The sequence below is a fragment of the Paenibacillus sp. P36 genome, assembly GCF_045866505.1.
GTDB classification, from domain to species: Bacteria; Bacillota; Bacilli; order Paenibacillales; family NBRC-103111; genus Paenibacillus_E; species Paenibacillus_E chondroitinus.
Map to the genome: position 1 here is coordinate 5,634,380 of NZ_AP038372.1, position 26,593 is coordinate 5,660,972.

General features: G+C 47.9%; 18 protein-coding genes. 7 read left to right on the plus strand and 11 right to left on the minus strand.

Translation table 11 applies throughout. The annotated features are described in order from the left end of the window. Positions 1–9: 9 nt before the first annotated feature. The 7 genes from ACKTT9_RS25500 to ACKTT9_RS25530 form a co-directional block, all read right to left on the minus strand. On the minus strand, positions 10–1,170 hold the full coding sequence (locus tag ACKTT9_RS25500) for an ABC transporter permease (protein WP_407868089.1): 1,161 nt from the start codon (positions 1,168–1,170) through the stop codon (positions 10–12). Next, positions 1,167–2,165 (minus strand): ABC transporter permease, encoded by a 999-nt coding sequence (locus tag ACKTT9_RS25505; RefSeq protein WP_127450180.1) that lies wholly within the window; start codon positions 2,163–2,165, stop codon positions 1,167–1,169. Before ACKTT9_RS25505 ends, ACKTT9_RS25500 begins: the two co-directional genes overlap by 4 nt. Positions 2,166–2,265: 100 nt before the next feature. Continuing rightward, on the minus strand, positions 2,266–4,227 hold the full coding sequence (locus tag ACKTT9_RS25510; protein ID WP_407868090.1) for an ABC transporter substrate-binding protein: 1,962 nt from the start codon (positions 4,225–4,227) through the stop codon (positions 2,266–2,268). 822 nt (positions 4,228–5,049) lie between these two features. Continuing rightward, positions 5,050–5,910 carry an AraC family transcriptional regulator gene (locus ACKTT9_RS25515; protein WP_407868091.1) on the minus strand — a complete coding sequence of 287 codons (861 nt, stop codon included), beginning with the start codon at positions 5,908–5,910 and terminating at the stop codon, positions 5,050–5,052. A 220-nt stretch (positions 5,911–6,130) separates the two neighbouring features. Beyond that, positions 6,131–6,943: an MBL fold metallo-hydrolase gene (locus ACKTT9_RS25520; RefSeq protein WP_407868092.1), complete on the minus strand. Its 813-nt coding sequence runs from the start codon at positions 6,941–6,943 to the stop codon at positions 6,131–6,133. Between the two features lie 4 nt (positions 6,944–6,947). Then, positions 6,948–7,850, minus strand: coding sequence for an SMP-30/gluconolactonase/LRE family protein (locus ACKTT9_RS25525; RefSeq protein WP_407868093.1), 903 nt, complete (start codon positions 7,848–7,850; stop codon positions 6,948–6,950). A gap of 136 nt (positions 7,851–7,986) precedes the next feature. Then, entirely contained in the window at positions 7,987–11,889 is a 3,903-nt protein-coding gene (locus ACKTT9_RS25530) for a polysaccharide lyase family 8 super-sandwich domain-containing protein (protein ID WP_407873109.1), read from the minus strand. A 512-nt stretch (positions 11,890–12,401) separates the two neighbouring features. On the opposite strand from ACKTT9_RS25530, the gene ACKTT9_RS25535 reads away from it, so the two are divergent. Together ACKTT9_RS25535 and ACKTT9_RS25540 are read left to right on the plus strand one after the other, a co-directional pair. Further along, the gene (locus tag ACKTT9_RS25535; protein WP_407868094.1) at positions 12,402–13,553 is read left to right on the plus strand and encodes an MFS transporter; all 1,152 of its coding nucleotides are present in this window, start codon (positions 12,402–12,404) and stop codon (positions 13,551–13,553) included. A 48-nt stretch (positions 13,554–13,601) separates the two neighbouring features. Then, positions 13,602–14,381: a 3'-5' exonuclease gene (locus ACKTT9_RS25540; protein WP_157322021.1), complete on the plus strand. Its 780-nt coding sequence runs from the start codon at positions 13,602–13,604 to the stop codon at positions 14,379–14,381. Between the two features lie 83 nt (positions 14,382–14,464). On the opposite strand, the gene ACKTT9_RS25545 is transcribed toward ACKTT9_RS25540, so the two are convergent. After that, the gene (locus ACKTT9_RS25545) at positions 14,465–14,842 is read right to left on the minus strand and encodes a hypothetical protein (RefSeq protein WP_127450193.1); all 378 of its coding nucleotides are present in this window, start codon (positions 14,840–14,842) and stop codon (positions 14,465–14,467) included. A 99-nt stretch (positions 14,843–14,941) separates the two neighbouring features. Continuing rightward, positions 14,942–15,634, minus strand: coding sequence for a polysaccharide deacetylase family protein (locus ACKTT9_RS25550; RefSeq protein ID WP_407868095.1), 693 nt, complete (start codon positions 15,632–15,634; stop codon positions 14,942–14,944). A gap of 127 nt (positions 15,635–15,761) precedes the next feature. On the opposite strand from ACKTT9_RS25550, the gene ACKTT9_RS25555 reads away from it, so the two are divergent. The 4 genes from ACKTT9_RS25555 (at position 15,762) to ACKTT9_RS25570 (ending at position 22,656) form a co-directional block, all read left to right on the plus strand. Next, the gene (locus ACKTT9_RS25555) at positions 15,762–17,330 is read left to right on the plus strand and encodes an SWIM zinc finger domain-containing protein (RefSeq protein WP_407868096.1); all 1,569 of its coding nucleotides are present in this window, start codon (positions 15,762–15,764) and stop codon (positions 17,328–17,330) included. After that, positions 17,327–20,239: a DEAD/DEAH box helicase gene (locus ACKTT9_RS25560; protein ID WP_407868097.1), complete on the plus strand. Its 2,913-nt coding sequence runs from the start codon at positions 17,327–17,329 to the stop codon at positions 20,237–20,239. The genes ACKTT9_RS25555 and ACKTT9_RS25560 overlap by 4 nt, the downstream gene beginning before the upstream one ends. 22 nt (positions 20,240–20,261) lie before the next feature. Then, positions 20,262–21,575 carry a uracil permease gene (gene uraA, locus ACKTT9_RS25565; protein WP_407868098.1) on the plus strand — a complete coding sequence of 438 codons (1,314 nt, stop codon included), beginning with the start codon at positions 20,262–20,264 and terminating at the stop codon, positions 21,573–21,575. 223 nt (positions 21,576–21,798) lie between these two features. Beyond that, positions 21,799–22,656 (plus strand): AraC family transcriptional regulator, encoded by an 858-nt coding sequence (locus ACKTT9_RS25570; protein ID WP_407868099.1) that lies wholly within the window; start codon positions 21,799–21,801, stop codon positions 22,654–22,656. A gap of 88 nt (positions 22,657–22,744) precedes the next feature. Here ACKTT9_RS25570 and ACKTT9_RS25575 read toward each other — a convergent pair whose 3' ends face one another. Next, positions 22,745–24,154, minus strand: coding sequence for a HEAT repeat domain-containing protein (locus ACKTT9_RS25575; protein WP_407868100.1), 1,410 nt, complete (start codon positions 24,152–24,154; stop codon positions 22,745–22,747). Between the two features lie 118 nt (positions 24,155–24,272). Beyond that, a complete protein-coding gene (locus tag ACKTT9_RS25580) occupies positions 24,273–25,505 on the minus strand; it encodes an HAD-IA family hydrolase (protein ID WP_407868101.1) in 1,233 nt (410 codons plus the stop codon). 193 nt (positions 25,506–25,698) lie between these two features. On the opposite strand from ACKTT9_RS25580, the gene ACKTT9_RS25585 reads away from it, so the two are divergent. Next, positions 25,699–26,592: an AraC family transcriptional regulator gene (locus ACKTT9_RS25585; protein WP_407868102.1), complete on the plus strand. Its 894-nt coding sequence runs from the start codon at positions 25,699–25,701 to the stop codon at positions 26,590–26,592. Position 26,593 lies beyond the last annotated feature (1 nt).

A 26,593-nucleotide genomic window follows, 5' to 3' on the forward strand; every position in this document is an offset into this window, starting at 1 on the left:
CTTCACCTCCTATTTGTATGGATCTGCCGCATCACGCAGTCCGTCCCCAAGGAAATTAAACATTAAGACCGTCAAGATAATGAATGCCGCCGGCCACAGCAGCCAAGGGTGATGGGCCAGTGTTTCCAGATTTTGCGCATCCTGCAGCAGCACGCCCCAGCTGACAACCGGCGCCTGAAGCCCGATCCCAAGGAAGCTTAATGCCGTTTCTCCCAGAATCGTGCCGGGAATCGAAAGCGTCACGTTTACGATGATGTAGCTTGCGAAAGACGGCAGCAAATGTTTGCGAATGATGCGGAAATCACTTGCCCCCGCAAGTCTGGCCGCCATCGTGAAATCCTCTTCACGAAGAGACAATATTTTCCCCCGTACAACGCGAGCAAGCCCCGTCCAGCCAATGATGGAAAAGATGAGAATCAGCCCGAAGTACGTTTGCAGCGCCGTCCAATCTCTTGGCAACGCAGCTGTGAGCGCCATCCAAAGCGGAATCGTTGGAATACAGATGAGCAAATCAATGGTCCGTTGAATGATGGTGTCCGAAACACCGCCCAGATAACCGGATATTCCGCCCAGCACCAATCCCAAAATGAGAGTTACAACGATGCCCAGCAGACCGAAGGAAAGCGAAATTCTGGCTCCGTAAATGATTCTGGACAACAGGTCATGCCCCAGCTTATCCGTCCCCATCAAAATGAGCGCATCCTTTGGATTTTTCAAACCAAACAAGTGGCGTTCCATGGGGATGAGCCCCCAAAGCTTATACGGCTCGCCTTTTGTGAAAAAGTAAATCTCAAACTTCTTCGCCGGATCTTCGGAGAATGTGCGTTTGAACGTTTGGGGATCGACTTTCTCGCTCATCCCATAAACAAAAGGTCGAAGCTGAAATCCATTATTCGGATCGACAAAATGAATTTTTTGCGGTGCTGCGTTCTTATAATCGGAGTACCTCGCATCCTGCAGCGTGGGCGCCAGAAATTCACAGAAAACCGCCACCAGATAAAATAAAATCAATACAACCGCAGAAAACACAGCCATTTTATGCTTGATGAATTTCCACCACATCAGCTGCCACTGGGAAGCGACTTCGTATTGATTATCGGCACCGACTCGGTTTCGGCTATTCACCTTGGTCCTCCGAAATCGATTCGCAATCGTCGTTATCGCACTCATTCCGCAACACCCCCGAAGCGTATTCTCGGGTCAACGAACGCTAGCAAAATATCGGATAACAGCGTCCCGATAACCGTCATCACGCTTAGAATCAACAGGAAGCTTCCCGTTAAGTACACGTCCTGGAACATCAAAGCTTTGAGCAGCATCGGCCCCGTTGTCTGCAAATTCAGCACGATCGAGACGATAGCTTCCCCTGAAATAAGCGCCGGAAGTGTCCAACCAATGGTCGAAATCAACGGATTAATGGCTAATCGAACCGGATATTTGAACAGCAGCTTGCCCTCAGGAACACCCTTGGCTCTAGCGGTAATGACATACTGCTTCGACAACTCATCCAGCAGCATCCCACGTGTAATCCGGATCAGCGATGCAGTCCCCGACATGCCGATAACCACAACAGGAATAATGAGCCTTGGCAGCATATTCAAGATTTTGTCCATCGTCCAAGGGGCATCCACATATTGGGCTGAGAATAAGCCAGTAATCGAAACGCCTGTTTGCGCGAAAATGACATACACGATAATCAAAGCAATGAGAAATCCGGGCATGGCCAGACCAATGAAGCCTATAAACGTAAACACATAGTCAAGTGCCGAATATTGATGCGTCGCTGAATAAATGCCGATTGGAATCGCGATCAGCCACACAAAAACTAAGCAAATGAGCGATATGATAACTGTCAACGCCAGTCTTGGACCAATAACTTCTGTCACAGGCTGATTCCATTGAAAGGAACGACCTAGGTCACCGTGAAGAATAATATTTTTGATCCAAATGATGTATTGAACGATTAATGATTTATCCAACCCGTAAAGCTGTTGAAGATTTATGACTGTACTTTCTGAAACCGCAGATCCGGACTGCTTTAATGTGGCAATATATTGTGTTAGGAAATCCCCAGGTGGAAGCTGAATGATCACAAAAACAATAATACTGATGGCAATCAGCAGCGGGATTAGCTGCAAAAGCCGATAGGAGATATAATTCAGCATGTAATTCCTCCTTCCAAAAATGTACCCTGTCTCTGAACGAACCGTGGAGCCCGGATCAAACGACCTGCCGCCGTCCGGGCTCCTACTGGTTCCTGTTCAATTATTTGCTATAAAAGAACTGCTCGCCGCTGAAGTTCGCACCAATCGCAAAGCTGGTGTCATTCGGAATGTTGTGCAGCTTCGCATTGACGATTAGAGGCTGCTTCACTTCCGAAATCGGAATGAAATAGTAGACCTTGTCTTTCATGACTTGTTTAATTTCAGCTACTTTTTTCTTCGCATCCTCTGGGTTCGCAGCTGCAGCGTCATTGATCATTTTGTATAGGTTCTTGATGTCGGCAGGCGGTTCTTGACCGTTCTTACCGCCTGAAGTACGCCAGAGATCCCATTGCGCTCCCCAAAGCTGAGTACCCCAATCGCCCATGTACCAGAGCGGTGTATGCGTCCAGATCATGGTCGCTTGCAGCTCATTGTTCGTATTCCGCGTCGTCCAAAGCGTTTGGTCGATTGTTTTCATGGTGACGTTCAGACCAAGCTGCTTCCACATCTCCACGATTAATTGAGTTAGCGGGACGATATCCGGTGCTTGTGCTCCGACTTCGAACGGAATCGTGAACACCTTGCCATCCGGTCCAAGACGTTTGCCGTCAGCCCCTTTGGTGAGGCCCATTTCATCGAGCAATTTGTTCGCAGCAGCCAGATCAAATGTCGGATCCTCAATGCTGCCCGGCTTCGCAAAGCCATAGTAGATCGTGTCAATGATCTCTTTGCGGTTCAGCGCCAAGCTGAGTGCCTTGCGGAAGCGCACATCCTGAACAACTTTTTGCCAGTTCGGATCGTTGAACGTTTCGTTCAAGAAAATATCCGTTGGCGTCACGTGCATGTTGGCCAGCAATGCTTTGTAGCCGTTTTTCTCGTTTTCACGATAAAGCGGCATTTTGATCAGAGCTGCTGATTCCCTGGAGAAGTCGACTTCACCAGCAATCGTTTTCAAACCAACCATCTCAATGTCCTGTACGAGCGTACTCTGAATGCTGTCGATATAAGGCAATTGATTGCCTGCCGTATCCACTTTGAAATAGTACGGGTTGCGTTCATACGTTGTTACAGATTCCGTCGATTTGGTCATCATCCATGGGTACAGTACAGGGAAACCAACAGCTTTCTTATTTGCAAGTTCCCAGTTCGTAATATCTTTATCGTTAAAAAGATTGAACCATTCGCCAGGTTGGAAGCCTGCTTGTTTAATCAGCGGTTCCAGTTTATCCAGTGGTGTGTACTTTTTGTGGAACTGTTTGAGATAGTGCGCAGGACGGATGAGCTCTGTATATCCGCGCCAGCCTTGAATGGCGAAGCGGATCAGGATACCGCCGTACGGACGGTCGAACGTCAGCTTGAAGTTCAAATCGTCGATCACTTCCAGCTTCATCGGAGCCGCATCGGCTTCACCGCCGCCACGCAGCCATACAGGGAAGATTGGCGTCAACTCGGGATCGTTCAAAATATCCTCCACCGTAAATCTGACGTCTTCCGTTGTAACCGGCTGACCATCGGACCATTTCAGCCCTTTGCGCATGGAGAAAGTGAATGTTTTTTGATCATCGCTGACTTTGTAATCTTTGAGCACGTTACCTGTGATTTGATCACCGAGAATACCCGGCGTGTTCAGCAGCGGTTCGTTGTTCATAACGAAAACGTCAGCATCCCAGTCCGGAGCAGATGTAACCGTTCTCAAAACACCGCCATACGTACCGATTTCGTATTTCATTTGGCTCTCCGGCAATTCATTCGTGAATTTATAATCGCTTGGCAAGCGATCTTTCACGGGTGGCAATCCTTTGGACGCCAATACCGGCGAATCCTTAAATGCTGTCAATTGCGCAGGTTGTCCGCCTCCACCGTCAGGTGCTTTTGTTGGATCCGGCGCTTTCGTTGCTTGTACCGCAGCAGTCGTTGGCGCTGGAGTCGTCGAAGCTGGACTGTCTTGACACCCCCCAAGTACAAGCGTCAACATGAGTGCAGAAACCAGGAGTAAAATAATCGACTTCCTCCTTGACTTCATTTGCAACCCTCCGATTTCCTAAAATGTTTTTGAGTTTGTGGACTCATCCTCATTGTTATGGAGATTGCCCCTAATAATCAACCTTATTTTCTGAAAATTCACTATCTTCACTAAACACACTACTCATCGTTAAGATTCGACAAGATTAGACCGATTCGGCTCTTTATGCATAAAATGTAACCGCTACCAACACCTTCTCGACATCATTTACGGCTATGAAAATGAGATAATAGGGCCTCATCATGAAGCCTGCCTAGAGGCACACATGCTGGACTCAGAGGTTCAGTCAGGCAAACGCAAAGAAAGTCCCACAAAGTCACAACAGGACTTGGGATTTGACGGCAGGCTTTCCTTGAAGCTACGAGGTTCAAGCCTGTGGCCGAGTGCATGGACAGTGCGCAATGCCAACGGAGCTTTTAAACAGGTTGGTTGGTCGTTGGACGAAATCCAATGAACCTAATGATTTGATGGCTCGATTACCGATTCTATTGGATGAAATCCAATGACATCGGATAATCATGCCGCTATAGCGCTCGATATTGCTGTTCTATTGGATTTGGTCCAATGTAATGAGCAATTTAGAGGCGCTAAAGGGGGTTTCATTGGATTTCGTCCAAGGAGGCTGCACAGCTTCTAGCGCTTTGACACGCTAACTCTCGCCGGTGTGCTCATACCTGTGTGATCAGCCTCTAACCCCAAAAACAAAAAGCCCACCCCAACAAGCGGAGCAGGCCTACCATCCATATTAAGCGTTTACAATTCTAATTGCTTGTAAATGCTTTTACATACTTATCCCTCAAAGCCCGCTCTTCAAGCATACTTTCACATCTGCTTCCTAAGCTGCTGAGGCGTCATCCCTAAGGTCTGTTTAAACAGGCGGAAAAACTGCGTTTTATCCTCATAACCGACGCTTCGTCCGATGGATTCGACAGAATCCTTCGTTTCCAGCAGCATTCGCTTCGCTTCGCGCAGCCTGACGTCGTGAACGTATTCCGTGAAGGTGAACCCCAGGCAATCTTTGAACATTTTGCTCAAATAATAGGGGGAATAAAAGCTCTCGCGCGCCAAATCATTCAGCGTAATATGCCCCGCATAATGCTCCTCGATATAGGACAGCAGCTGAGGTAGCATGTGATAAGCCGTGCGCAATTCGGAGTTATGTAGATTTTCTTGCATCGATCTGAGCATACGCGTCAATAACAGTGTCGCATAGCCGTGAAGCATAGCTAAATAACCGCTCTTTTTACCACAATATTCCGCATACATCGTTTCGAGCAGCTGCTCGACTTCAATCATGTTTTTCCCTCTGAACGTGACGTGAGGCGAAGGATTGGCAAGTGAGGACTTGAACTCCTGAAACAACATGAGCGGGAGAAAATCGGAAGCGCTTTCGGTAGCCTGCAATCGATTGCTTAGAAACTCAGGATCCAGCAAAATATTCATATACTGCATGTTCTTTTGAATTTCAAACGCATGCCGATCGCCAACATTCATGAACAAAAAATCCCCGCGCTGCACGGCAAATGACTTCCCATTCACTTGATGGTACCCGGCTCCCTGACAGATATAAACCAGCTCGATGAAATTATGCGTATGCTCCGGCTCATTCGCCTGTTGATGAAGCTTGTAAAGCGCGATTTTCTCAGTCTGCTGGATGTAGTCAACGGATTGGTACATTTTCATCTGAACAACACTCCATTCATAATGGTCATGTTAGCAGCTGTTTAGGTGCGTACCAGCCTCTTCAGCATATCACATCACATAGGATACCTGAAGATGAAGATGTGCTTAGTTGCAATAGCCTTATGGCCTATTTTCAACGCACAGATGTGTCGAATAATCCGAAACCAAGGCCCCTTCGTGCTAACTCGAACACTGAGAGGCCCTAATTACTGATCCCAATCTATCTCATTTTCCTATACAAAAGTGTCTCACCTGGTTGAAAAATATGAAATTTCTGCCCCAGATGCTTCTGATACAATCGGTCTACGAACGGCGCAATGCCTTCACTATTATTAGGATACATATCAAAGTGAACAGGCACCACAATATCAAATCGAAGATGCGCAGCCAGATCTGCCGCTTCCAAAGCATTCATATTGCCCACGACGCCAACTCTGTTGCGGAAAATATCCCGGCCATTAATCGGCAGGAATCCTACATCAATGCTGTAACCTGACAATGTGTTCACCAATTCATCCGTCAAAAGGGTATCACCTGCATGGTAGAGACATAAGTTGTCCCACTCGAGCATGTAGCCCAAATAATGGTCCCAGCCCGCTTCATCCTGCACACGCTCTTCATGCCACGCCGGTATCGGCTGAATGTTCAGCCCTTCAGCGAACGGCCAAGCCTCTTGAACTCCAAGCGCTTGCAGCCGATTAGGCGTAATTCCCATTGCCTCCAGTGCCGGCAAGCAAACCTTGGGAGCGCCGAAGCGGCAATCCGGTGATGCCTTCGCAATGGCCCGCAGCGTCGCTGGATCCATATGATCCATATGTTCGTGCGTACAAAGGACAAGATCCAGATCCGTCAATGTTTCGGGCTTTACCGGTGGTCCATATCTTCTCACCCAGAACCCTTCGGGAGATCCTCCGAGTTGATCGACAGAATCCGTCAAATACGGGTCAATGGCTATGGCCATGTCGTTTTTTCGCAAAATAACGCCAACCTGTCCAATATACTGGATGTTTAGCTGATTAGATTCTACTGACATAAAACTACTCCTTTTGTTGGATATATGGTGTTCCAAATGCATGCGTCTTCGTTCCTTTAACACCAGGTTTGACTGCAAAAATGCCGCCGGCGTGAGGCTGATCTCCTGCTTTGTCTTCCTCCAGCCCTTTTCGCGCGCTCGTTATGTATAAAGTGTCCAGCTCATCTCCGCCAAAAATACACGAGGTTACTTTCGCTGCGGGGACCGCGATGCTCTCCAGTTTCATGCCTGTGCGGGGATTCCAGCGCGACACCTGCCAGCCATCCCAGTGAGCAATCCAAAGCATCCCTTCTGCATCAATCGTCATACCGTCTGGAAATCCTTGCTCGCCAGCGAAATCGATCAATGTTCTTGGACGGCTAATTTCTCCTTTTTCCGCATCAAAATCAAAAGCTAACACATGTTTTCTCATCGAATCAATATAATACATCTCTTTTTCGTCTAGACTCCAGGCGATCCCGTTCGATACACCGACGTCTTCGTGAACTTTGCGGCAGCTGCCATCTGGTTCAAGTACATAGAGGGAGCCTGTCGCCCCTTTTTCAATGATTTCCATCGTTCCTGCCCAGAAGCGGCCATGGCTATCACATTTTCCATCGTTAAACCGATTGGAAGGCAAGTGTTCTTCTGGATCAACGAGAGGTGTTAAAGTACGCTGCTTCATGTGATAGGATTGGAAACCGGATTGTGTCGCCAAAACGACCTCATCTTTCCCGGCGCAAACAACTGCACCTACAAATTCGCCAATAGGAAAGGACTCATTTTGACCGGTCTCCGGATCGAACCTGCAAAACCTCTCTCCTATAATATCAACCCAATAAAGCGCTTTCTCATCCTCATTCCAGCTCGGGCCTTCACCTAGAGTGGCTTTGGCGTCCAGAACCAGCTGCACGATCTTCGAATCCATTAGACATCAACTCCTCTTCCGTTATTGTAAACCGTCCTCGTACGAATTGGAAGAAGCAGGAATGCCTTTCCACAAAAAAAGAAAGGGCTTTCCCTCCGTCATCTTCATGACTTTCAGGAAAACCCGATGATCTTGTTTATGCCTTCAGGAATGAAATGGCATCCAGTAAAAATGCTGCAAAATTGCTGTCGATTTTTTTGCCTGACTGCGCTCGAACATGCTGTTCGAGAGCGTTCAATGCCGTCTTGACACCCTTGTCATCCAAGTGCTTTTGCAACGCCTCAACCATCATTAACAAGCTGTTATAAATGCCTTGGTTCGTAATCCAGCCTTGTTGGTAAGCATAACGAACCGCTTCATCCAAATGCATGACGTCCATATGCACCTTAAGCACGTAGCTCACGGCCGCTTCATTTCCTGCAGCATCCGTTGCCGTTACGTTAACTTGATGCTCACCAATACGGAGCGTAAAGGGTTTGTACGTATAGGGATCGCTAACTTTAGCGCCGTCAATGCTGACTGACTTGGCAACCACTCCGCTTACTTCATCTCTCGTGTTGAAAGTTAGACTGCCGCCATCCGTCCAATAAACATCCATCGTGACCGAAGGAGAAATGACCGGCGCCTTGGTATCGATTTTGACTTCAACCGTTTTGATAGACTCTTGGTTGCCGGCTTGATCGACACTGTAATAACGAATTTGATGCAAACCATCCTCCGTAACGGATACCGTGTTTCCTTCTGCGAAGGCACCGTTATCTAGGCTGTACATCGTTGTTTGTACGCCGCTGCCAGCGTCGCTTGCCGTTAATGTCACCGTTTGCGCCGTACGCTGCCATCCTGATTTCGCGTCATCTGTCGTTACAGGAGCTGCGCTGTCTTTCTTGAAGGTAATGACATGCGTTTTACCATACGAATTGGCAACCTGAATATCAAGCTTCAAGCTAGGAGACATTTGCTGCACAGAAATTGTGCTGTCGCTGCTAACGAGCTGCAAGCCCGTTTTATTCAGTTCAAGTGAAATCATGTTCTGCGCTTGTGTTGGATCGGATACCGCGATGGAAAGCTCCGTCTCCGATTCCTTCACCATAACAGACGCCGGATTGCTGGAGGTAATGCCAGCCACGGAACCCGGGTTCCAGAAGTTTGCCGCTGTAATGCCCAACTGCTTTTCTTTCACGGCATGCACATCGGCTGTATTACTTAAAATCTCAACGTTCGGCGATTGACTGTACGCCGCTGTTGCCGCAGCATCCTTGTGTGGCAGCATGATATAAGCATAGGAGGCATTCGTCGGATTTTGCCCGTGTTCGAAAGCCAAGCTTACATAATTACGCGTAATCGGCGTATTCGATTGGCCGCTGTTAATCTCTTGCCAGCTCCCCGTTCTCGCTTCACGCAAGCCATAGACGGTTGCTGACCCTGGGAAATAATAACCGATATCCGAATTCGCCACATTACCGGCTATATGAGCCCAGTTCACTTGATTTAGCGTTCCTGACCAGCCCAATTGATTCGGTTGTGCAGAGCCGTTAATCGTTAGCACATTGTCTCCCGCGTCATTCAGCTTCCGGTTATCGATGATCGTTTCAACCGGCGCGTTCGCTGCTGAGCTTTTCGATATTCCTGCTCCTAAAGCGACGATTTCATCGTCGAACATGAACCACGATTTTTTGCCTTGCAGCGTGCTGCCCGTCACTTTATCCATCGAAAAGTCCATGCCTGCGGCACCATATAGGCCGTCGATGGAGGAACCGCCCACCCAATTTTTGGCGTTCATATACGAGGTCCACTCGCCAGGGGTCACGCCTTTCCCAGACTGATCCGTCGTCGTGCCTGGCAAACGGAAGGAATCCACAGTCGGCCAGAAGTCATTGCGGTACTGGTTAAGATCCTGATCATACAGGAACGTCATGCCGATTCCCGTGTACCAGCCTTTAAGATTTTCGTTATTTCCCTTTTCAAAAGCAGAAATCCGGTTCGAGAAAAGACTTAATCCAAAGCCATATCCGTCACGCAAATGAACGACACGATCCATGCCGGCAAATACCTGATTCCGCTCTAATTCTCCTCTGCGCTGAATCGTGGAGTCGCTCATTAGCTCTTTAATCAGCGTCAACTCATAAATCGGCAGCCCATCCACATAATTAGCGTAGGTCGTATCGCTCAAAATCCATTCCTTCGCCATCCGCTTAATCGAAAGCGCAACATCTGCCGGCGCTCCTACCGCTAAACGAAGCAAAGTGGTAATCGTACTTCTAGCGCTGCCTGTTGCTTGTCTGGAAATACCCCGGCCGTTCACCATATCCATGTAAAGTCCTTTATAAATAACAGGTTCGAACGTATCCGTAACCCATTTGTACACATTGTTAACGTTAGGATCCGTTACAGGCCATGGGGAGCCATTAAGGACATACGTCATATCAGCAGCTCGGCTTAACCATACAGCGCCATAACCAGCTGTATACGCAATATTCGTATGCTGCACTAACGAACCATCCAGGTATACTCCGTCTCCATGATTGGCATAAATAAATTCGGGACCAATCGGGTCGCGGCCTTGCGTAATTTTCGCACTGTTATTGCCGATGATGCCCCGCATCGTAACAACAAGCGCTTTGTCCAGCAGATTGGCGCCGGTTTCAACGACGTTATTCAGCGTGCGCTTTTTCGGATCAGGGACAAATCGATCGATCGCTTTCATATGTTTCGTAATTTGAGCAGGTGTCAAATGCTCATACATCAGTACGAGGATATCATTCATAATTTGCGGAGCGCCAATTTCCCAGTCCCACCAGTTGCCGTACTCGGTTTTGGACTCGTTGTAACGGTTAGCGTTCAGCCAGTCCAACGTGTTCAAAATGTCGATTTTAAGCGTCTCATTATGATATAAGCTCGATCCCTTGAGCGTATAGGCGAGCGCCATCGTCCTCAATCTGCTGTACGAAGTCGTGACTTGCGCCGAATCTGTCGTGCTCGCCAGATCATTCCAGACCAACGTTCGGTCTGCGGATTTATTAAGCGTATCCCAGATACCGGTCGCATCGGCATTCGTAACGCTATCGGCAATTTTGGCCAAGTTAGCTGAAATATCTGGATCAGCGGCATCATAATTTGTACCGCCTGTCAGCTTGTTGAACCATTTGGCCCGCATCTGCGCATAGGATTGAAAAAGCTCTGCAGATTCAACGTTTACGAGACATTCTGCCTTGATTGTACCATCTGTTGTCGACACCGTAATCGTCGTGGAGCCCAGCCCTACACCGGTTACATTTCCATTGTTATCTACAACTGCTGCATTGGGGTTCGATGAACGCCAAATCACCGTTTTGTCCGCCGCATTTGCTGGAACAAACGTTGGCGCTAACGCCACTGACGCTCCCTGAGCCATGGAAAACGCACTTTGATCCAAGGTAATTCCTGTAACTCCGTTATATTCCTCCAAACTCATATCATCAAACCATACCTTCCCTTTGCCTGTTTCCAGAAACGGCTCGATCACCAGCTTCGTCACATTTACCGGAATTGTCATAAAAACTTGCTGCATCGTCCAATCCTTCGTTCCGAGCAATTTCGCGGATGCAGGGCCGTCACCTACTTTGCTTGTATTATAGTACTGTGTTCTAAAATAAGCACCAGTCCCCGTGACATTATCGGTTTTCACCCATACTTTCAGCCGATAGGATTTGCCTGGCGTAACCGTCAACACGCTTTGATTGACAGAAACTCTGCTTGTTGCAAAAGCGTCAAACAAAATCGATTTGCTCCCTTCATGAAAGGTAGTTGAGTCTAGGGAGACATTCACCGTTTGATTCGGTGCTTTGCCGCTCCCTGTAGGAATCCATAAGCCCCAACCGACCGGTGCAGGACTTGTAACGCCGCTCCAGCTCGCATCCAGCGTCGTCGTTGTCTGCTCGAAGCCGCCGTTGCTCAGCAGGTTGACAGCAGCAGCCTCCGCTTTTGGATAAGCGCTTTCATAAAAGGGCACAAAAGATACTAGAAGACTCGACACCATACTGACCGATAGCAGTTTTGTCATTTTTCCCAAACGATCACCTCATCGACATTTTTTTCGTGCGAGAAAAGAAGTTCTGGAGAATGCTTAATACCAGCTTTTCTAGCATAAAAGACACCGATCTTTCTAAGCAATCTTCAATTCTTGCAAATGGTTATATAAAAAACGCCGATTCATGATAATAAAAAAAGCCGACTCAGCAAAAAAAGCCTATTTCGTCGCCTAACGACGCTTAACGGACTGAGATGACGCTATTTGCTGTTTTTGCGATAAGATTTGGATCTAACGGACTCCAGAGTCGCTATTAGTCATAGAAACACCTCAAAGAGCGAAAAGTTCCATAAATAACGTCCCCTCAGTCCGTTAGCACCTCAAATTCCGCTGAATTTAGCAAAATAACGGCTCCTGAGTCCGTAAGAAGTTCGCGCCTCATTTGCAATTGAGACATTTTTCTTTTTGGAATCTTTCGTGCATCGTGTTAGAATGTAGTTTTACAACAAACATAAGTTATTTCAACTAGGAAGGTTACGGTCATAATGAGCTCTTCAAATCTTTTACGTTCATTTAATTTTTTGTACTTTGCCCTGCTTGCCATGTTCGTTTCTTTTCTCCCTGTTTATCTGGATGCCCAAGGGCTTCCAGCGACCAAAATCGGCCTGATCATCGGTACAGGAGGAATTATTACGATCTTCTCACAGCCGCTCTGGGGCATGATTAGTGACAGGACCAGAACCATTAAAAAGGTTATGCTGCTTCTATTAGTGTGTTCAAGTATTGTAGGGTATTTTTTGTATACCTCCAATAGTTTCATTGTACTGCTTCTGTTTACGATGTTTTTGTACTTTTTCCTTATGCCGCTTGATCCGTTAACGGAAAGCTTAAACTTTCAAACAGCGGAAGCGAACGGAGTTAGCTATGGCTCCATAAGGACTTTCGGTGCGATTGGCTATGCCGTCATGTCGTTGGCCGTTGGATACGCGATTCAATATTTGGGCTTGAACAGCTTGGGTTACCTTTTCGGAGGGATCGGCGTCATTAGCCTTATCATTTGTCTAGCACTTCCAGATGCACCAGTGACTGGCAAACCCATCACATTAAAAAGCTTGCGTAATTTCCTAGGAAATAAAGAGACAATTTGGTTTATGGTGTTAATCTTTATTGTTGCCGTTCCGCAACGAATTAATGATACCTTTTTAGGCGTATATATACGAAAATTAGGCGGCAGTCCTGAGCTGGTCGGACAAGCATGGTTTTTAGCCGCAGGAAGTGAAATTCTTGTTTTTGCGCTAAGTTTCTGGTGGCTGCGTAAAGGGAAGGAACTCCAAATCATCGCATTTTCTGCGTTCTTTTACTTCATTCGCTTTCTATTATCCTCGTGGATAACAGAACCTCATGTACTTGTTTACTTACAGCTTCTGCAAACCTTCACGTTTCCAATCTTTTATTCCGCGGCGATTCAATATTTATACCGTATTGTACCTGAGGAGTGGAGAGCGACCGGTCAAACCGTTCTTGCTTTGCTGTTCTTCGGCGTATCCGGCATTGTTGCTTCTTATCTGGGCGGGTGGTTCTATGAAAGCTTTGGCGGTCAATCGCTTTACTTATGGATTTCCGGTATGTCCTTTATCGGACTGTTGTTCAGCCTAGTACTAAGCGCAATCTACGGAAAAGCCAGGATGGCAGCCTAAACATTTTCTGCTAAAATGATAGGAATAGAAAGAACGGGGGCAAGCAGCATGGACTACATTATTTTGGATATCGAATTTAACGGTCGCAAATTTGCGAGCGATTTACCTATGGAGGTCATCGAGATTGGGGCAGTGCGCCTTAATGACTCCCTTCAGCCGGTCGATGAGTTCTCCTCTCTGATCAAGCCGGTTTATTTTTCTAAATTGAACAGTTTTATTAAAAAGAAAACAGGCATTCCGCAAGAAGACATTGACGGCGCCGCCGGCTTTCGCAGTGTCATTGCGGATTTCATCAGCTGGCTGAACCGGAGTGAAGCTTTTCTGCTTGTTACATGGGGCGGGGAAGATTTGAAACGCATTGTCTTCGATACGAGAATGCACAAATTGGATGATGCGTACTGGATGAATGCCAACTATTTTGACTTATTGAAAGGGTTTATCCGCTATAAAAATGTAACGAATGACGTCAGCGTCGAGGCCGCCCTGCTTGATTTGCAGATCGAGGCGGAAGGCTCCGCCCACAGAGCGCTGGATGATGCGCGGATGACATCGCTTGTGTTCAAAGCGATCTTTCAGGAGCTTGATTTTGAACGGACGCAGCAATATGTAGATGTCTACAGCAATGCAAAGGAACGCCGGCTTCTGAAGACAGCCATCCGTTCCATTACAGCCCAGAAAATCGTGCCTACGTGGGAGCTCGTTGTGGAACAATATTTTAAAGATAAAATGGCGCTTACCGATCCAAGGAAAATTACCGAGCTGCAAGCCCTGTTTGAAGCGGAAATGGTAAAAGGGCCGCAGGTTGTGAAAAAGGCGCCTGTGCAGTAATGCGCGGGGCCGCGCTCACTCCCCATCAACCAAAAAAAGCCAATCCACTCGACATGTCTCACATGTCTTGGATTGGCTTTTCATTATAGCTGATCAACGCCTAAGCGGTTTTTGAAAGTTAAGGACGGAAGCTGATCGCGCTCGCTGCGCTTGGACTCATTTTGTTGAATCGCCAGCAGTTTGCCCGTCAATTCAAGGAACCACATTTCGTCTCTCACCGCGAGGGAAACATCGATCAAGCTTCTCACTTGCTCTTCTATATCCAAGGAACTTGGCGGCAATTTTTTAACGTCTTGGTTGCTGACTTCCATGACTTTCCCAATCGTCGATTCACGGTCGGATGCAATCACGTAAATGCGAGTCAAACCTCCAAGCACATCCATGGATTCTACATACCCATGCAACATTTCATCTTGATTCGTAGTGGCTGTAACCCAATCACTGATTTGATAGTTCATCATCCAGCACCGCCTTTAGCGTTATTTTTATCACTCACTAGCTATACTGTAATTATAAATGTTACAGTATCTTTTGTCAATGTGGCTCATGCTGACTGAATATTATCTATTTTGTAGGTCATTGACAGTTACAAAGGTGTAGCCCTCTTTCGTCAAAGCATCCAGAATGCCTTCTATCGCAAGAAGCTCCGTCTTATCGTACATAGGATGCAGCAAAATGATAGAGCCTGGCTTCACATGCTGAACGACTTCATTTACTTTGTCGGAAGGAGTTCGAAAATTCGTGTCCGGCTCCAAACTCCACATGATCGTTTGAATCTGCTGCTTATGTAAATAATAAGGTAAACCAATCAACTTTTTACCGTTTGGCGGCCGAAAATCAATTTCACCTTCGTAACCCGTCTCGCGGATCAGTTGATTCGTTTTTTCAATTTCTTCCCGGATAAAAGAGGGCTTTTTGAAAACCATTCGTTGATGTGAAAAGGTATGATTTCCGATTTGATGCCCCGCCTGCGCAATCAACCGCCCAGCTTCTCTATTTTTCTCAAGCTCGCTTCCTATTAGAAAAAAAGTAGCTTTTGCCTGATATTTACCCAATAGGGCAACAATTGAAGCTGTTTGTTCCGACGGTCCATCATCAAACGTTAATGCCACAACTTTTTCATTCGTCTGCACATGACTGGTTAACCCGCCAAAAACTTGGAAACTTCTAGCATTCATCCATTTCCATGTACAAAACAATAGAACAAAAACAATAAATAGTCCTATTCCAATTATGACTATTCTTTTTCTCATTTATTCACCCTACCTTCCCTAATTTCAAAAAAACATTTTTATTAAGAAACAAAATTTACAATATTAGCTGCACTATTTATACTAATAAGGTTATTAGATACTCTATTCATTAGCAAGGAGCCTTCCTATGAGCACTTCTACTGTTTTAAATGATGAAGAGTGGTTGAAGCTGCTCGAATATGTGGCTGAAACCTATACGGACGTAACCCTTTCCAGAGGGTTTACCTATTTTAAGCAAGGACAAGTTATCTCCCTTAGCATCTCCGACGCTCGTTTGGTGCAAGCCAAAGTCGACGGATCTGAAGCCTACCGCGTCTCGCTTAACCTAAATAAGTTGAAAGAAGGCAGCTGCACATGCCCCGTTCATGGCGCTTGCAAGCACCAAGCTGCTGTCATGATGGAACTGGCGGACCGTCTCGGATACCCGGCGACCCAGATTATGAATGCAAAAATGCACCTCAAACGCGCGGCTTCGCAAGCTACATCGGAATCCGCCATGATGAAATTGCCTACAATGTCTGTTAGCGAATGGCAGCAGTTTCTGGACCAATACACCCTCTCCATAAAACCGACCTACGATCAAGGCATTTACGCTCAGCAGCTGCGCAGCCATTTAAGCACCTTAATGAACGTTGCCATTCCTTTTTCTGAACAGGATCTGGGCTTTTTCGAGCTGCATCAAGCGTTATTCCTGCTAAGAAAAGTAAAAGGGCAAAGCACACAAGGCGGGACGAGCTTCTTTACGTCATCTGCAGCCTACAAGATTTACGATGAGATTATGGACTGGTTAAAAGAGAAGGGTAGCCGATTAGCTCTTTCTGAGTCCAGCGAACGCCTTGAGACAACATTCGCTTATATCAGAACGCAGTTGGCAGCTCAGAAAGGGCACAGTTATCAAGATTTTGGCATCTACTGCGCGCTTTGGGACGAATGGATGGCTTCAGGAATCACAGCGGCTTTATCCTACGCCCCGAAGGAAATTGAAGCTCTTAAGACATCGACAACAGATGACTCTGCCGCTACGCCATCGGTTTCAGCCGCGAAAGCTTACCTGCACCTGCTGATGTCACAACCGAAGATCGCTTGGGCAGCACTCGCAGAGGGGCCAACCTTCAAAGACACACCTCCCTACCTTTTCGTTACGTTCTTCGACCATCTGCAGGATAACGCAAACTGGAAGGAGCTTGTAAACTGGCTGACCGAAACCGCCGTCTTCTTCAACAATCCGCGAACCCGTGAACTCGATACCTACGCGAATTATTGGCAAAAAGCCGTCGCTCATTTTCCTGGAGCCGAGGAGCTGATGTGGCAAGCATTTGAGAGTCTTCTGCCGCGTTCCTACTTTCTCATTGAAAATGTCCTCTACGAGCAAGGCAAATGGAAGGCTTGGCTCGAAATGCAGATCCTTCAAGGGCATGACCCGCTTTTTCACAGAGTCAGCGTGCTTCAGCCAATCGAAAAAGAAGCGCCACAGCTGCTTTTACCCTATTATCATCAAGCAGTGAACCATTACGTTGCTTTAAAAAACCGCCACGACTATAAAGCTGCTGTTAGACTTTTGAAAAGACTCGAAAAAGTGTACAAGAAAATGAAGCAGCCCGGTCGTTGGGAAGCATTTTTTGCCGGTTTCGTTGAACGGCACAGCAGACTGCGGGCACTGCAAGAGGAACTTAGGAAAGGAAAGCTGCTCGGATGAACGCAATATTGCACAATTTACAAATGAGCATGACTTTAACTGAAAGCGGCGACGCTTTATTCTGGGGATTTCTGGACGACCGCGATGTGCCTGGCGAGAAGCTGCGAAATCTCATGTTCGCTTGGCACGAATCCTCCTATTACGGCACTGTGTTGGACCTGCAGCAGGCTGGTGACATCTCGGTCGTCGTGCTCCCTGCGGATATGGTGCTTCCCTACTTCACGGAACCGGATTTCATGGAAATCCTGCAATTTGAGGATGGAAATGAAGGCATGAAGGCCATGCGCGAGCTAGCGCCGCTCCTATACCAAGAAGCACAAGCTGGCCGTTATGTACCAAGCTTGCACGATTTCCGCAAAGGGACGCTGGGTTGGACCTGGGATGCCGAATCCGATGCGCTGAAATCGTTTAAATGGGCAGCAGCTCAAAACCTCGATGCCCTTGGTCAAGGTCTGGCCGGGCTGCGCGCAGCGTTCTCCGCCGTTGTCACCGCGGAGCATTATGCAAGCGAAGCGGCGATCTCCGACCTTCGCCGCGACTACCCCGCGTTGTTCCAACGCTCAGCTTCACCAGTCACCCTAACGGAGGAAGAATGGCTCGCTTCCTTAGGGTGGCGGCCTGACACGGCTCCTTTCCGCCCTGCGCTGCAGCTGCTGGAACCGGATGAAGAGGACGACACGTGGCGACTCCGTCTTGTCCTGCAGGACAAGCAGGATCGATCCGTGCTCGCCCCGATTCGTCTTGCTTCGGACGGAACCGCAGCCGGAACTTGGGACAGCAGCTGGAGTCCCTACGTGCTGGAACGGTCGCCCGGCTGGGCAGCCAGCCTGGCCGAAAGCCTGCCCAGCGGGAGCAGCGGCTTGGCACTCTTGTCCAGGCCGCTAAGCGATGAATCGGCCTGGACGTTTTTAACGACAGACAGCCGGCATCTGCTGGACGGCGGTTGGAATGTGATGCTGCCCGGCTGGTGGGAGGCTGCCTCCAAGCGAAAGCCGCGGCTGCGCGCGAAGGTATCCTCCGAAGCTGGCGGCAAAGGGCAGTCGCTCTTCGGGCTGAACGCCCTGGTCGACTTCGACTGGCGGATTGCCATTGGCGAAGCGGATCTAAGCGAAGCGGAATTCGCTGCGCTGCTTTCGCGCAATGAGCGCCTCATCCGCTTCCGCGGCCAGTGGGTCTACTTGGACCCGGCGCTGCTGGAGCAAATTCGCAGACTGATGGCCAGCGTTGACCCGCAAGAAGGTCTATCCTTGCTGGATATTTTCCAGCTTCACCTGCTGAATGAAGCAGAGAAAGAGAACGCGCCTAAGGGAAGTTCATCGCCTGAGGATGACGCTGAGAACGAAGAACGCATCAAATTGGAAGTTGAGTTAAACGCGCATCTGATGGGCCTTTTGCGTCAACTTGCACAGCCGTCGGAGCTGCAGGAGATTCCTGTTCCAGCAGGCTTGCGTGCTGAACTGCGCAGCTATCAACATGAAGGTTTCACATGGTTAACTTATCTAAGAAAGTTCGGGCTTGGCGCTTGTCTTGCCGATGATATGGGGCTTGGGAAAACCATTCAATTCATCACCTATTTGCTGCATCACCAAGTTGAATCCGAGCAGCCTGCTCTGCTGATTTGCCCTACCTCTGTACTCGGCAATTGGCAGAAGGAGCTCGTCCGTTTTGCCCCGGATCTCAAGGTGCTGCTTTATTACGGCAAAGGCCGTTTAAGCGGCGAAGCGCTTTCTGAAGCTTTGAAAGACACCGATATCGTGCTGACTTCATATACGACCGCTCTTATGGAACAAGAAACGCTGCAGGAGACGGTTTGGAGCTCCCTTTGTCTGGACGAAGCGCAAAATATTAAGAACGCCCAAAACAAGCAGTCCGCCGCCGTGCGTTCACTCCAAGCGAAACATCGGATCGCCCTGACCGGCACACCGATCGAAAATCGGTTATCCGAGCTGTGGTCGATCTATGACTTCCTGAATCCCGGCTATTTGGGAAATCAGCGCGGCTTTCAGCATCGTTTTGCGAATCCGATCGAGAAACATCAGGATGAGGAGCGGACGATGCAGCTCCAGAAGCTCGTGAAACCTTTTATGCTGCGCCGGAAAAAGAAAGATCCCGCCATCCAGCTCGATTTGCCGGATAAGCAGGAGATGAAGGTCTACTTGAACTTGACCGCTGAGCAAGGAGCGCTGTATGAGCAAGCGGTCAAAAACCTCATGGAGCGCATGCAAAAGCTGGAAGGCATGGAGCGCAAGGGCGCGATTCTCTCTGCGTTAACGCAGCTTAAGCAGCTTTGCGATCACCCGGTTCTGCTGACCAAGGAGGCTCCTATCTCCGAGGAAAGCCTGCTAAACGAAGACAGTCGGGAAGGCTTCGTCTTGCGTTCAGCCAAGCTGGAACGGCTTGTTGCGATGGTTGGCGAGCTGCGGGATGAAGGCGACTCCTGCCTGATCTTCACGCAGTATGTCAGCATGGGCAAGCTGCTGGCCGATATTTTGCAGGCACAACGGGACGAACCCGTGTTGTACTTGAACGGCAGCACGCCGAAGCAGGAACGCGACAAGATGATTGACAAGTTCCAAGCTGCGGATGGGCCTGGCATCTTTATTTTGTCGCTCAAAGCAGGCGGCGTCGGTCTCAACTTGACCGCTGCCAACCACGTGTTCCACTTTGACCGATGGTGGAATCCAGCCGTAGAAAACCAAGCGACAGACCGTGCTTACCGGATGGGTCAGAAACGGAATGTACAAGTGCATAAGTTTATTTCTCTGGGCACACTTGAGGAAAAAATCGACGAGATGCTCGAAAGTAAAATGAGTTTGAGCGAAAATGTGATTTCCACCTCCGAAGCCTGGATTACCGAGCTCTCGAATGAAGAGCTGCATGATTTATTTGCGCTGCGAAAAGATTGGTAAGGCTTACCTACGGGCACGTTTTATGATAAGATATCGAACGAGAAGAAACAGAAAGGGAGTTACTACCGTGTCTCGTATCATTCAAGTTGATGAACGCCCCTCCATAGGCGAAAGCATTCCCCTTAGTTTGCAGCATTTATTTGCGATGTTTGGCTCCACCGTGCTTGTACCGATTCTATTCCATGTCGACCCAGCTACCATATTGTTAATGAATGGAATCGGCACCCTGCTCTATATTTTTATCACAAAAGGCAAAATCCCCGCTTTCCTGGGGTCCAGCTTCGCCTTCCTTTCACCTGTTTTCGTCGTCCTAGGTCAAAAGGGTTATAGTGCAGCACTCGGCGGTTTTCTCGTAGTGGGACTGATCTTTACGATTATCGCTTTATTGATTCGCTTCGTTGGAACACGCTGGATTGACGTTGTCTTCCCGCCTGCGGCGATGGGCGCTATCGTGTCCGTTATCGGGCTGGAGTTAGTTCCTACAGCAGCGTCAATGGCCGGCATTATCGCTCCTGCGGATGCCAAGGAAGCTTGGGTTCCCGATATGACCGTAATCACGGTATCTATTTTCACCTTTTTAGTAGGCGTGGTTGGTTCCATCGTATTTCGAGGACTGTTGAAGGTTATCCCTATTCTAGTAGCTATCATCCTAGGGTACGTGCTTGCCGCATTGCTTGGTTTAGTGCATATTCAAGAAACTTTAAATGCCGCTCATTGGCTTCAGCTTCCTACTTTCTACTCACCAACGTTTGATTTAGCAAGTATATTAATTATTGCCCCTGCGGCACTTGTTGTCATTGCAGAGCATATCGGCCACTTAATCGTAACCAGCAATATGGTGGGCAAAGATTTATCCAAAGACCCGGGTCTAAGCAAGTCTTTACTCGGAAACGGGATCTCAACGATGTTGTCTTCCTTGGTTGGTTCCACGCCAAATACAACGTACGGTGAAAACATCGGCGTCATGGCGATTAGCCGTGTGTACTCGGTTTGGGTCATTGGCGGAGCTGCGATCCTGGCGATTGTACTTTCTTTTGTGGGGAAAATCTCGGCCTTGATTCAAACGATTCCTACAGCTGTCATGGGAGGAGTTTCCTTGCTGCTGTTCGGTATTATCGCTGCATCCGGTATTCGGATGCTCGTAGAGACGAAAGTGGATTATTCCAAACCGATGAATCTGATTCTGACAACGGCAGTTCTTGTCATCGGTCTTAGCGGTGCAACGTTGAAGCTGGGGAATTTTGAATTGAAGGGCATGGCGTTGGCCACGATTGTTGCTATTGTGCTTAGCCTGTTTTTCAAACTGCTGGATAAGCTAAAATTAACGAACGAGTAATTTATTAAGGGAACTAGAATCCGCTATTTGTGTGAGATTAAGCGCTTTGAGCCGTGAATGGGAACTACGGGGTCTTATTTCCGATTAAAAAGAGCGTTTGGCATCAAATTGACGAAATAGCGGATCATAGTTCCCTTTGCCGACTCGGACGGGTCATGGCAAGCCGGATAGCCGTTATGCACATGCTTAAAATGCCCGAATATTCGTGAAAGGAATATAGGCTATGAAGAACGGAATGAACGATAGCGAACGCACGTTCTGGAAGAAATATCTCGCCAAGGCGAAGCTGGATCTATCCTACGCGGCCTATACCAAAGTCCAAAAATCCTGGACAGATGAGAATCCCGCCTGTCCGTTTAACCGACTTTATTTTATCCGCGAAGGTGAAGGCTATGTCAGGATCGGGGGTCAAACTTACTATCCGAAACCCGGGGAGCTGTATTTGCTGCCAGCCGGGAGTGACCAAGCCTATGGCACAATAAGCGACAATACGTTCGGCAAGTATTGGTGCCATTTTTCCGCCAAAATCGGAGATTTGGATTTGTTTCAAATTTTGCAAACCTCGCCTTGCTTGAAAGTTCATAATCCGGAAGAGCTCGTGAAAGCTTTCGAGCAATTGATTGCTTACAGCCAGAGCGATAGCATCACCTCAGAGTTTCGAGCGTACTCGATTCTGATGACGTTTATTGCCGATTTTATTGAGCAAAATCAATCCGTCAAGCTGAACCTGACCTCCACGCCTACGTTTGAAAAAATGAACAAAGTTTTGCTGTACATGGAACAGCATATTGCCGAAAATGTGTCCGTAGATACCCTTTCTCGTATTGCGCATTACCATCCTAATTATTTTATCAATGCTTTCAAGCAATTCACGGGCTACTCGCCTATCCAATACATGAATCATCTGCGTTCCGAAAAAGCCAAAGATTTGCTGATGACGACAGAATTGAACGTTTCGCAAATCGCTGACGCGTTAGGGATGGAATTATCGTATTTTTCCCGTATGTTCCGAGAGCAGACCGGTTTTAAGCCTACGGCTTTCCGTGATTTGAGACCAAAAACCATTGAGAATAACCCATAAATAAAAGACGAGGCCGTCTCCAAACCATGAAATCTGGTTGAGAGACGGCCTCTTCGTATATCAACGTGCCTTTGCAATTTCTTGCAGCTTACGGATAAAAAGCATTCGCCTTTGTCGTCGTGGAGCACCAGCGGTTGTTCAGCAGGAAGCGGATCAGCGAATTTTTCGCCCGATCTGTGCCGATGTAATGGAGCGTTTCCGCAGCATGTGCACGAACGTATCGGTTCTCGTCATCCAGCGCAATTTCCAATTGCGGAACAGCCGGTTCTGCCGATGCACCCATACGGGACAAGGATAAGCTGGACATGAAGCGCACTTGTGCGTTCTGATCTTGAAGCCCGCGGGTTAAGCTGGCAACGACGTCCTCTACAGGCGAGTTCATAAAACCAAGCGCATCAACAACGGCGCTGCGGATTTTGTCCTCCGGGTGATCAAGTAGTTCGGTAAGAGCCGGAACCGCTTTGGCCGCTAGCCCGCTCAATTCGCCAAGCGCAAACACAGCATGTGTTACTGTATTTACATTCTCATTGTTCAGAGCAGCGATCAACCCGTCAACCGCTTCGCTTCCAGCAACCGCTAAACCATACGCGGAGATTCGCGATACATGAACATCATCACTGCGGAGTCCGTCCAGCAGAGCATTCACGCCAGCCTGCCCTCTACGTGCAAGATCATAAGCGGCATTGATGGCGATCGTTTCATCACCGCTCAATTTCCCCGCCAACTCCTGAACTTCCTGCGGATCGGACGAAGCCGTTCCCGCCAAGGAGCAGAGTTCGCCGGATAACCAGTTCCAAGTCTCTTCCCACATCAAGTCGTGCGCAGCAAGCGGTGCAAGCAGGTTCGCAGGCTTCTTCCATTCGCGCTCCTGATTATTCCAGCTTGGCTGTTTAGGCAGCTCGGTACGCATGAACTCAAACTTCAGCATATAACGCGGTTTTCCAAGAATATTCGGAGTGGAACGGTGCCAGATATCATAATGGATCAACGCGAAAGTGCCTGCCTCGCCGCTTGCCAAAACTTCAGCCGGATGCTCATTCGCTTCAAATGCCCGCTTCTGGTGATTTTGCGTGCCTGGCATAATGCCTGTCGGCCCCAAATCTACCGGTGTATCCTGCGGGAAATACATAATCATTGCCCAGTTCGGGTGATGATTGCGTACGCGGTCATAACCCCAATAGCTGTCTTTATGCCAGCCGCCTGCCGTAGGCAGCGCATTGAAATGTCCATGTCTGTGCGCATGCATCATATAATTTGGACCTAACACACTTGTTAATGCGCCAGTAACAACGGGGTGGTCAAATACTTTTTGCAGCTCTCGGATACGCGGCAGCAAGTTATTTCCAGGATTCCCCTCTTCCGCATACACCGTATTTAATTGCTCAAGCAGATTGTCATGAAACGCATGGGAAAAATCCGTTTTAAGAATTAGACACCCATTCGTAATAAATTCTCTCATTTGCTCATCTGTCAATAGTAAAGGTTGTTTCTGCTGCATTGTTCCTGCCTCCTTGGCGTGTTTTGAATGCTGTAACCTTACCCTTATTATAGAAAAATCAAATGAGATACTTAATAGACATTCTTAATCAGAGCTAGCACAAAACTAAGATAGCCACTTAAAATGCACCCAAATCGATTTCATCCAGTGAGGCAACTCTCAAATCGTGTGCGATAAACTCCAAGTTCCGCGTAACATCATTCGGCACGATCACGCATCGGATACCGGCTGCCTTGGCGGCTTTCAACCCATTAGGGGAATCCTCAAAGACGAGAGCCTCCCCGGCTGCTACGCCAAGCTTTTCCAGCGTTAATGTATACAATTCAGGATCAGGCTTCACCCGCTTGACATCATCAGCTGTGTGAATCACATCAAAATAGGAGAAAATACCTTGTTGCTTCAAGTATTTGTGAACCCAATCACGTGTTGAACTGGACGCTAATCCTATTCGCAGACCTCTCGACTTGGCTGCTTCCAATAAATGAAGCACACCGGGAAGCAGCTTCGCTTCTCCTAGATAGACGGCATACTTTTCGTGAGACAACTGTTTGATATATCCATGATCCAAAGGCTTTTGGATGGAGGTCTCCAGATAAACATAAGGATTAAACTCATCAAAAGTAGTTCCTACATTTTTACACCAAAGTTCAAGCGAAAGTTCGACTCCATGTTCCTGGTAGATGTCTTTAAAAGCGTGGTACCAAGGAGATTCCGTGTCTATAATCAACCCGTCAAAATCAAAGATAATCGCTTTAAGGCCAAATCTGCTCTCGGGTTTAGCCTCTGTAACCATTAAGTTCATAAAGTGCGTAGTGCTCCCTGTTCCTTGTGGGGATTGTGCGACAAGTCCAGCCTTACATTCACTTGGCGTGCGCATCCCGAAATAACGAACTAACGTCCATTCTTCGCCATCCTGCGAGTAAAAAAAGGATACACAATCGTCCTCTTTACGGATTCTCAGATACGGGTTAGCCACATGAACGATTTCTGAATTACAGTCATCAGAAATGCCATCTTTTGTCACGACAGAAACAATCGTTGGCACTTTACCGTTATATTCAAAACACAGTTTACACCAATTGTTTTCGTCTACCAGGAGCATTAAGCATCCTGAGTCATATTTATTTTTCATTTCAACAGTCAGCTGTGTTGTCATTTCAAACGATTGCTGCACTGATGTGTACAAAAAAGGAGCCGACGCACAAATATGCTTTCCAGCGGGATCGCAAAAATAATCGGCGCCTGGAGGAGCCGTAACGATCAATCCCCCGTCATCTGTAAACCCCCACTGCTCTGGCTTATTCAGCCAAGAAAGCTCCAGCTGTTTCTCAACATCCAATAGATTGGTCATATTTACCTCCTAAGTACCTTGATGAGTACTTATTCTCTCAGATAGACCCAAATCCTTTCTACTATTGAAACCACACCGATCTTGCTCTAAAATGAAGGCACAATCTCCTCACAATCAGCAATTTATTCTATAAATCTATCTGATCTTGCTCAAGTAACCTTATTTCTCCGACAACTAGAAAGCGAGGCTGCGCATGACTTATCCCCAAGATTTAAGGGAGAAAACACCTCTCTGGGACAGCAACTATCCGATTCGGTTTTACCGAAATCGATCTCGGGCGGCCAAAAAGGACGACAATATTTTATATCTCCATTGGCATGAGCACTTCGAAATTATTGATATGCAGGCAGGCAAAGCACAGTTTCATATCGATAGCCGCCCTTACGAGGCGAGCGCCGGCGACCTGCTGTTCGTCCCTGCCGGGGCGCTGCATGTCGGCTATAATGCCTCAGACGAAGACGTGGAATTCGTAGCTGTTGTCTTCAACGCCTCCCTCCTGCGCATGCTGCATCCCGATCCTGTCTACGAGCGGTACATGCTGCCGTTCTTGGACGGACGCGCGCAACTGCCTGCCAGGATTGGCGCAAACGACGAACAAGGAGCCCCTTTCCGGCGGCTCCTTCGTGAATCAACCTATGAGTTTGAGCACGCGGCCGCGGCCTACGAGCTTATCATTAAGCATAATTTTCATCTGCTTTTCGCGTTGCTCTCCAGACAATTTCTGCCGGACAAGTTCGTGGATAAACCCGCTCCTCTGCGGCATTCCGAGTCGTTTAAGCCGTTAATTCAGCACATTGAGGCTCATCTTGCAGAGCCGCTCTCCGTTGAACAGGCTGCGAAGATGGTCAACCTCAATCCGTACCATTTTTGCAAAACGTTTAAAAAGCTGACCGGACGAACATTTGTGGATTTTGTCAATTGGCTGCGCATTAACGAAGCAGATCGTTTGCTGCGTGAAACGGAATGGACCGTAACCGAGATTGCCGAAAACATCGGCTGCGGGAACGCGAACTATTTTACAAAGCTTTATAAAAAATATAAGAGTTATCCGCCTTCAGAAGTTCGGAGGAAACTGTTGTCTACTTGAT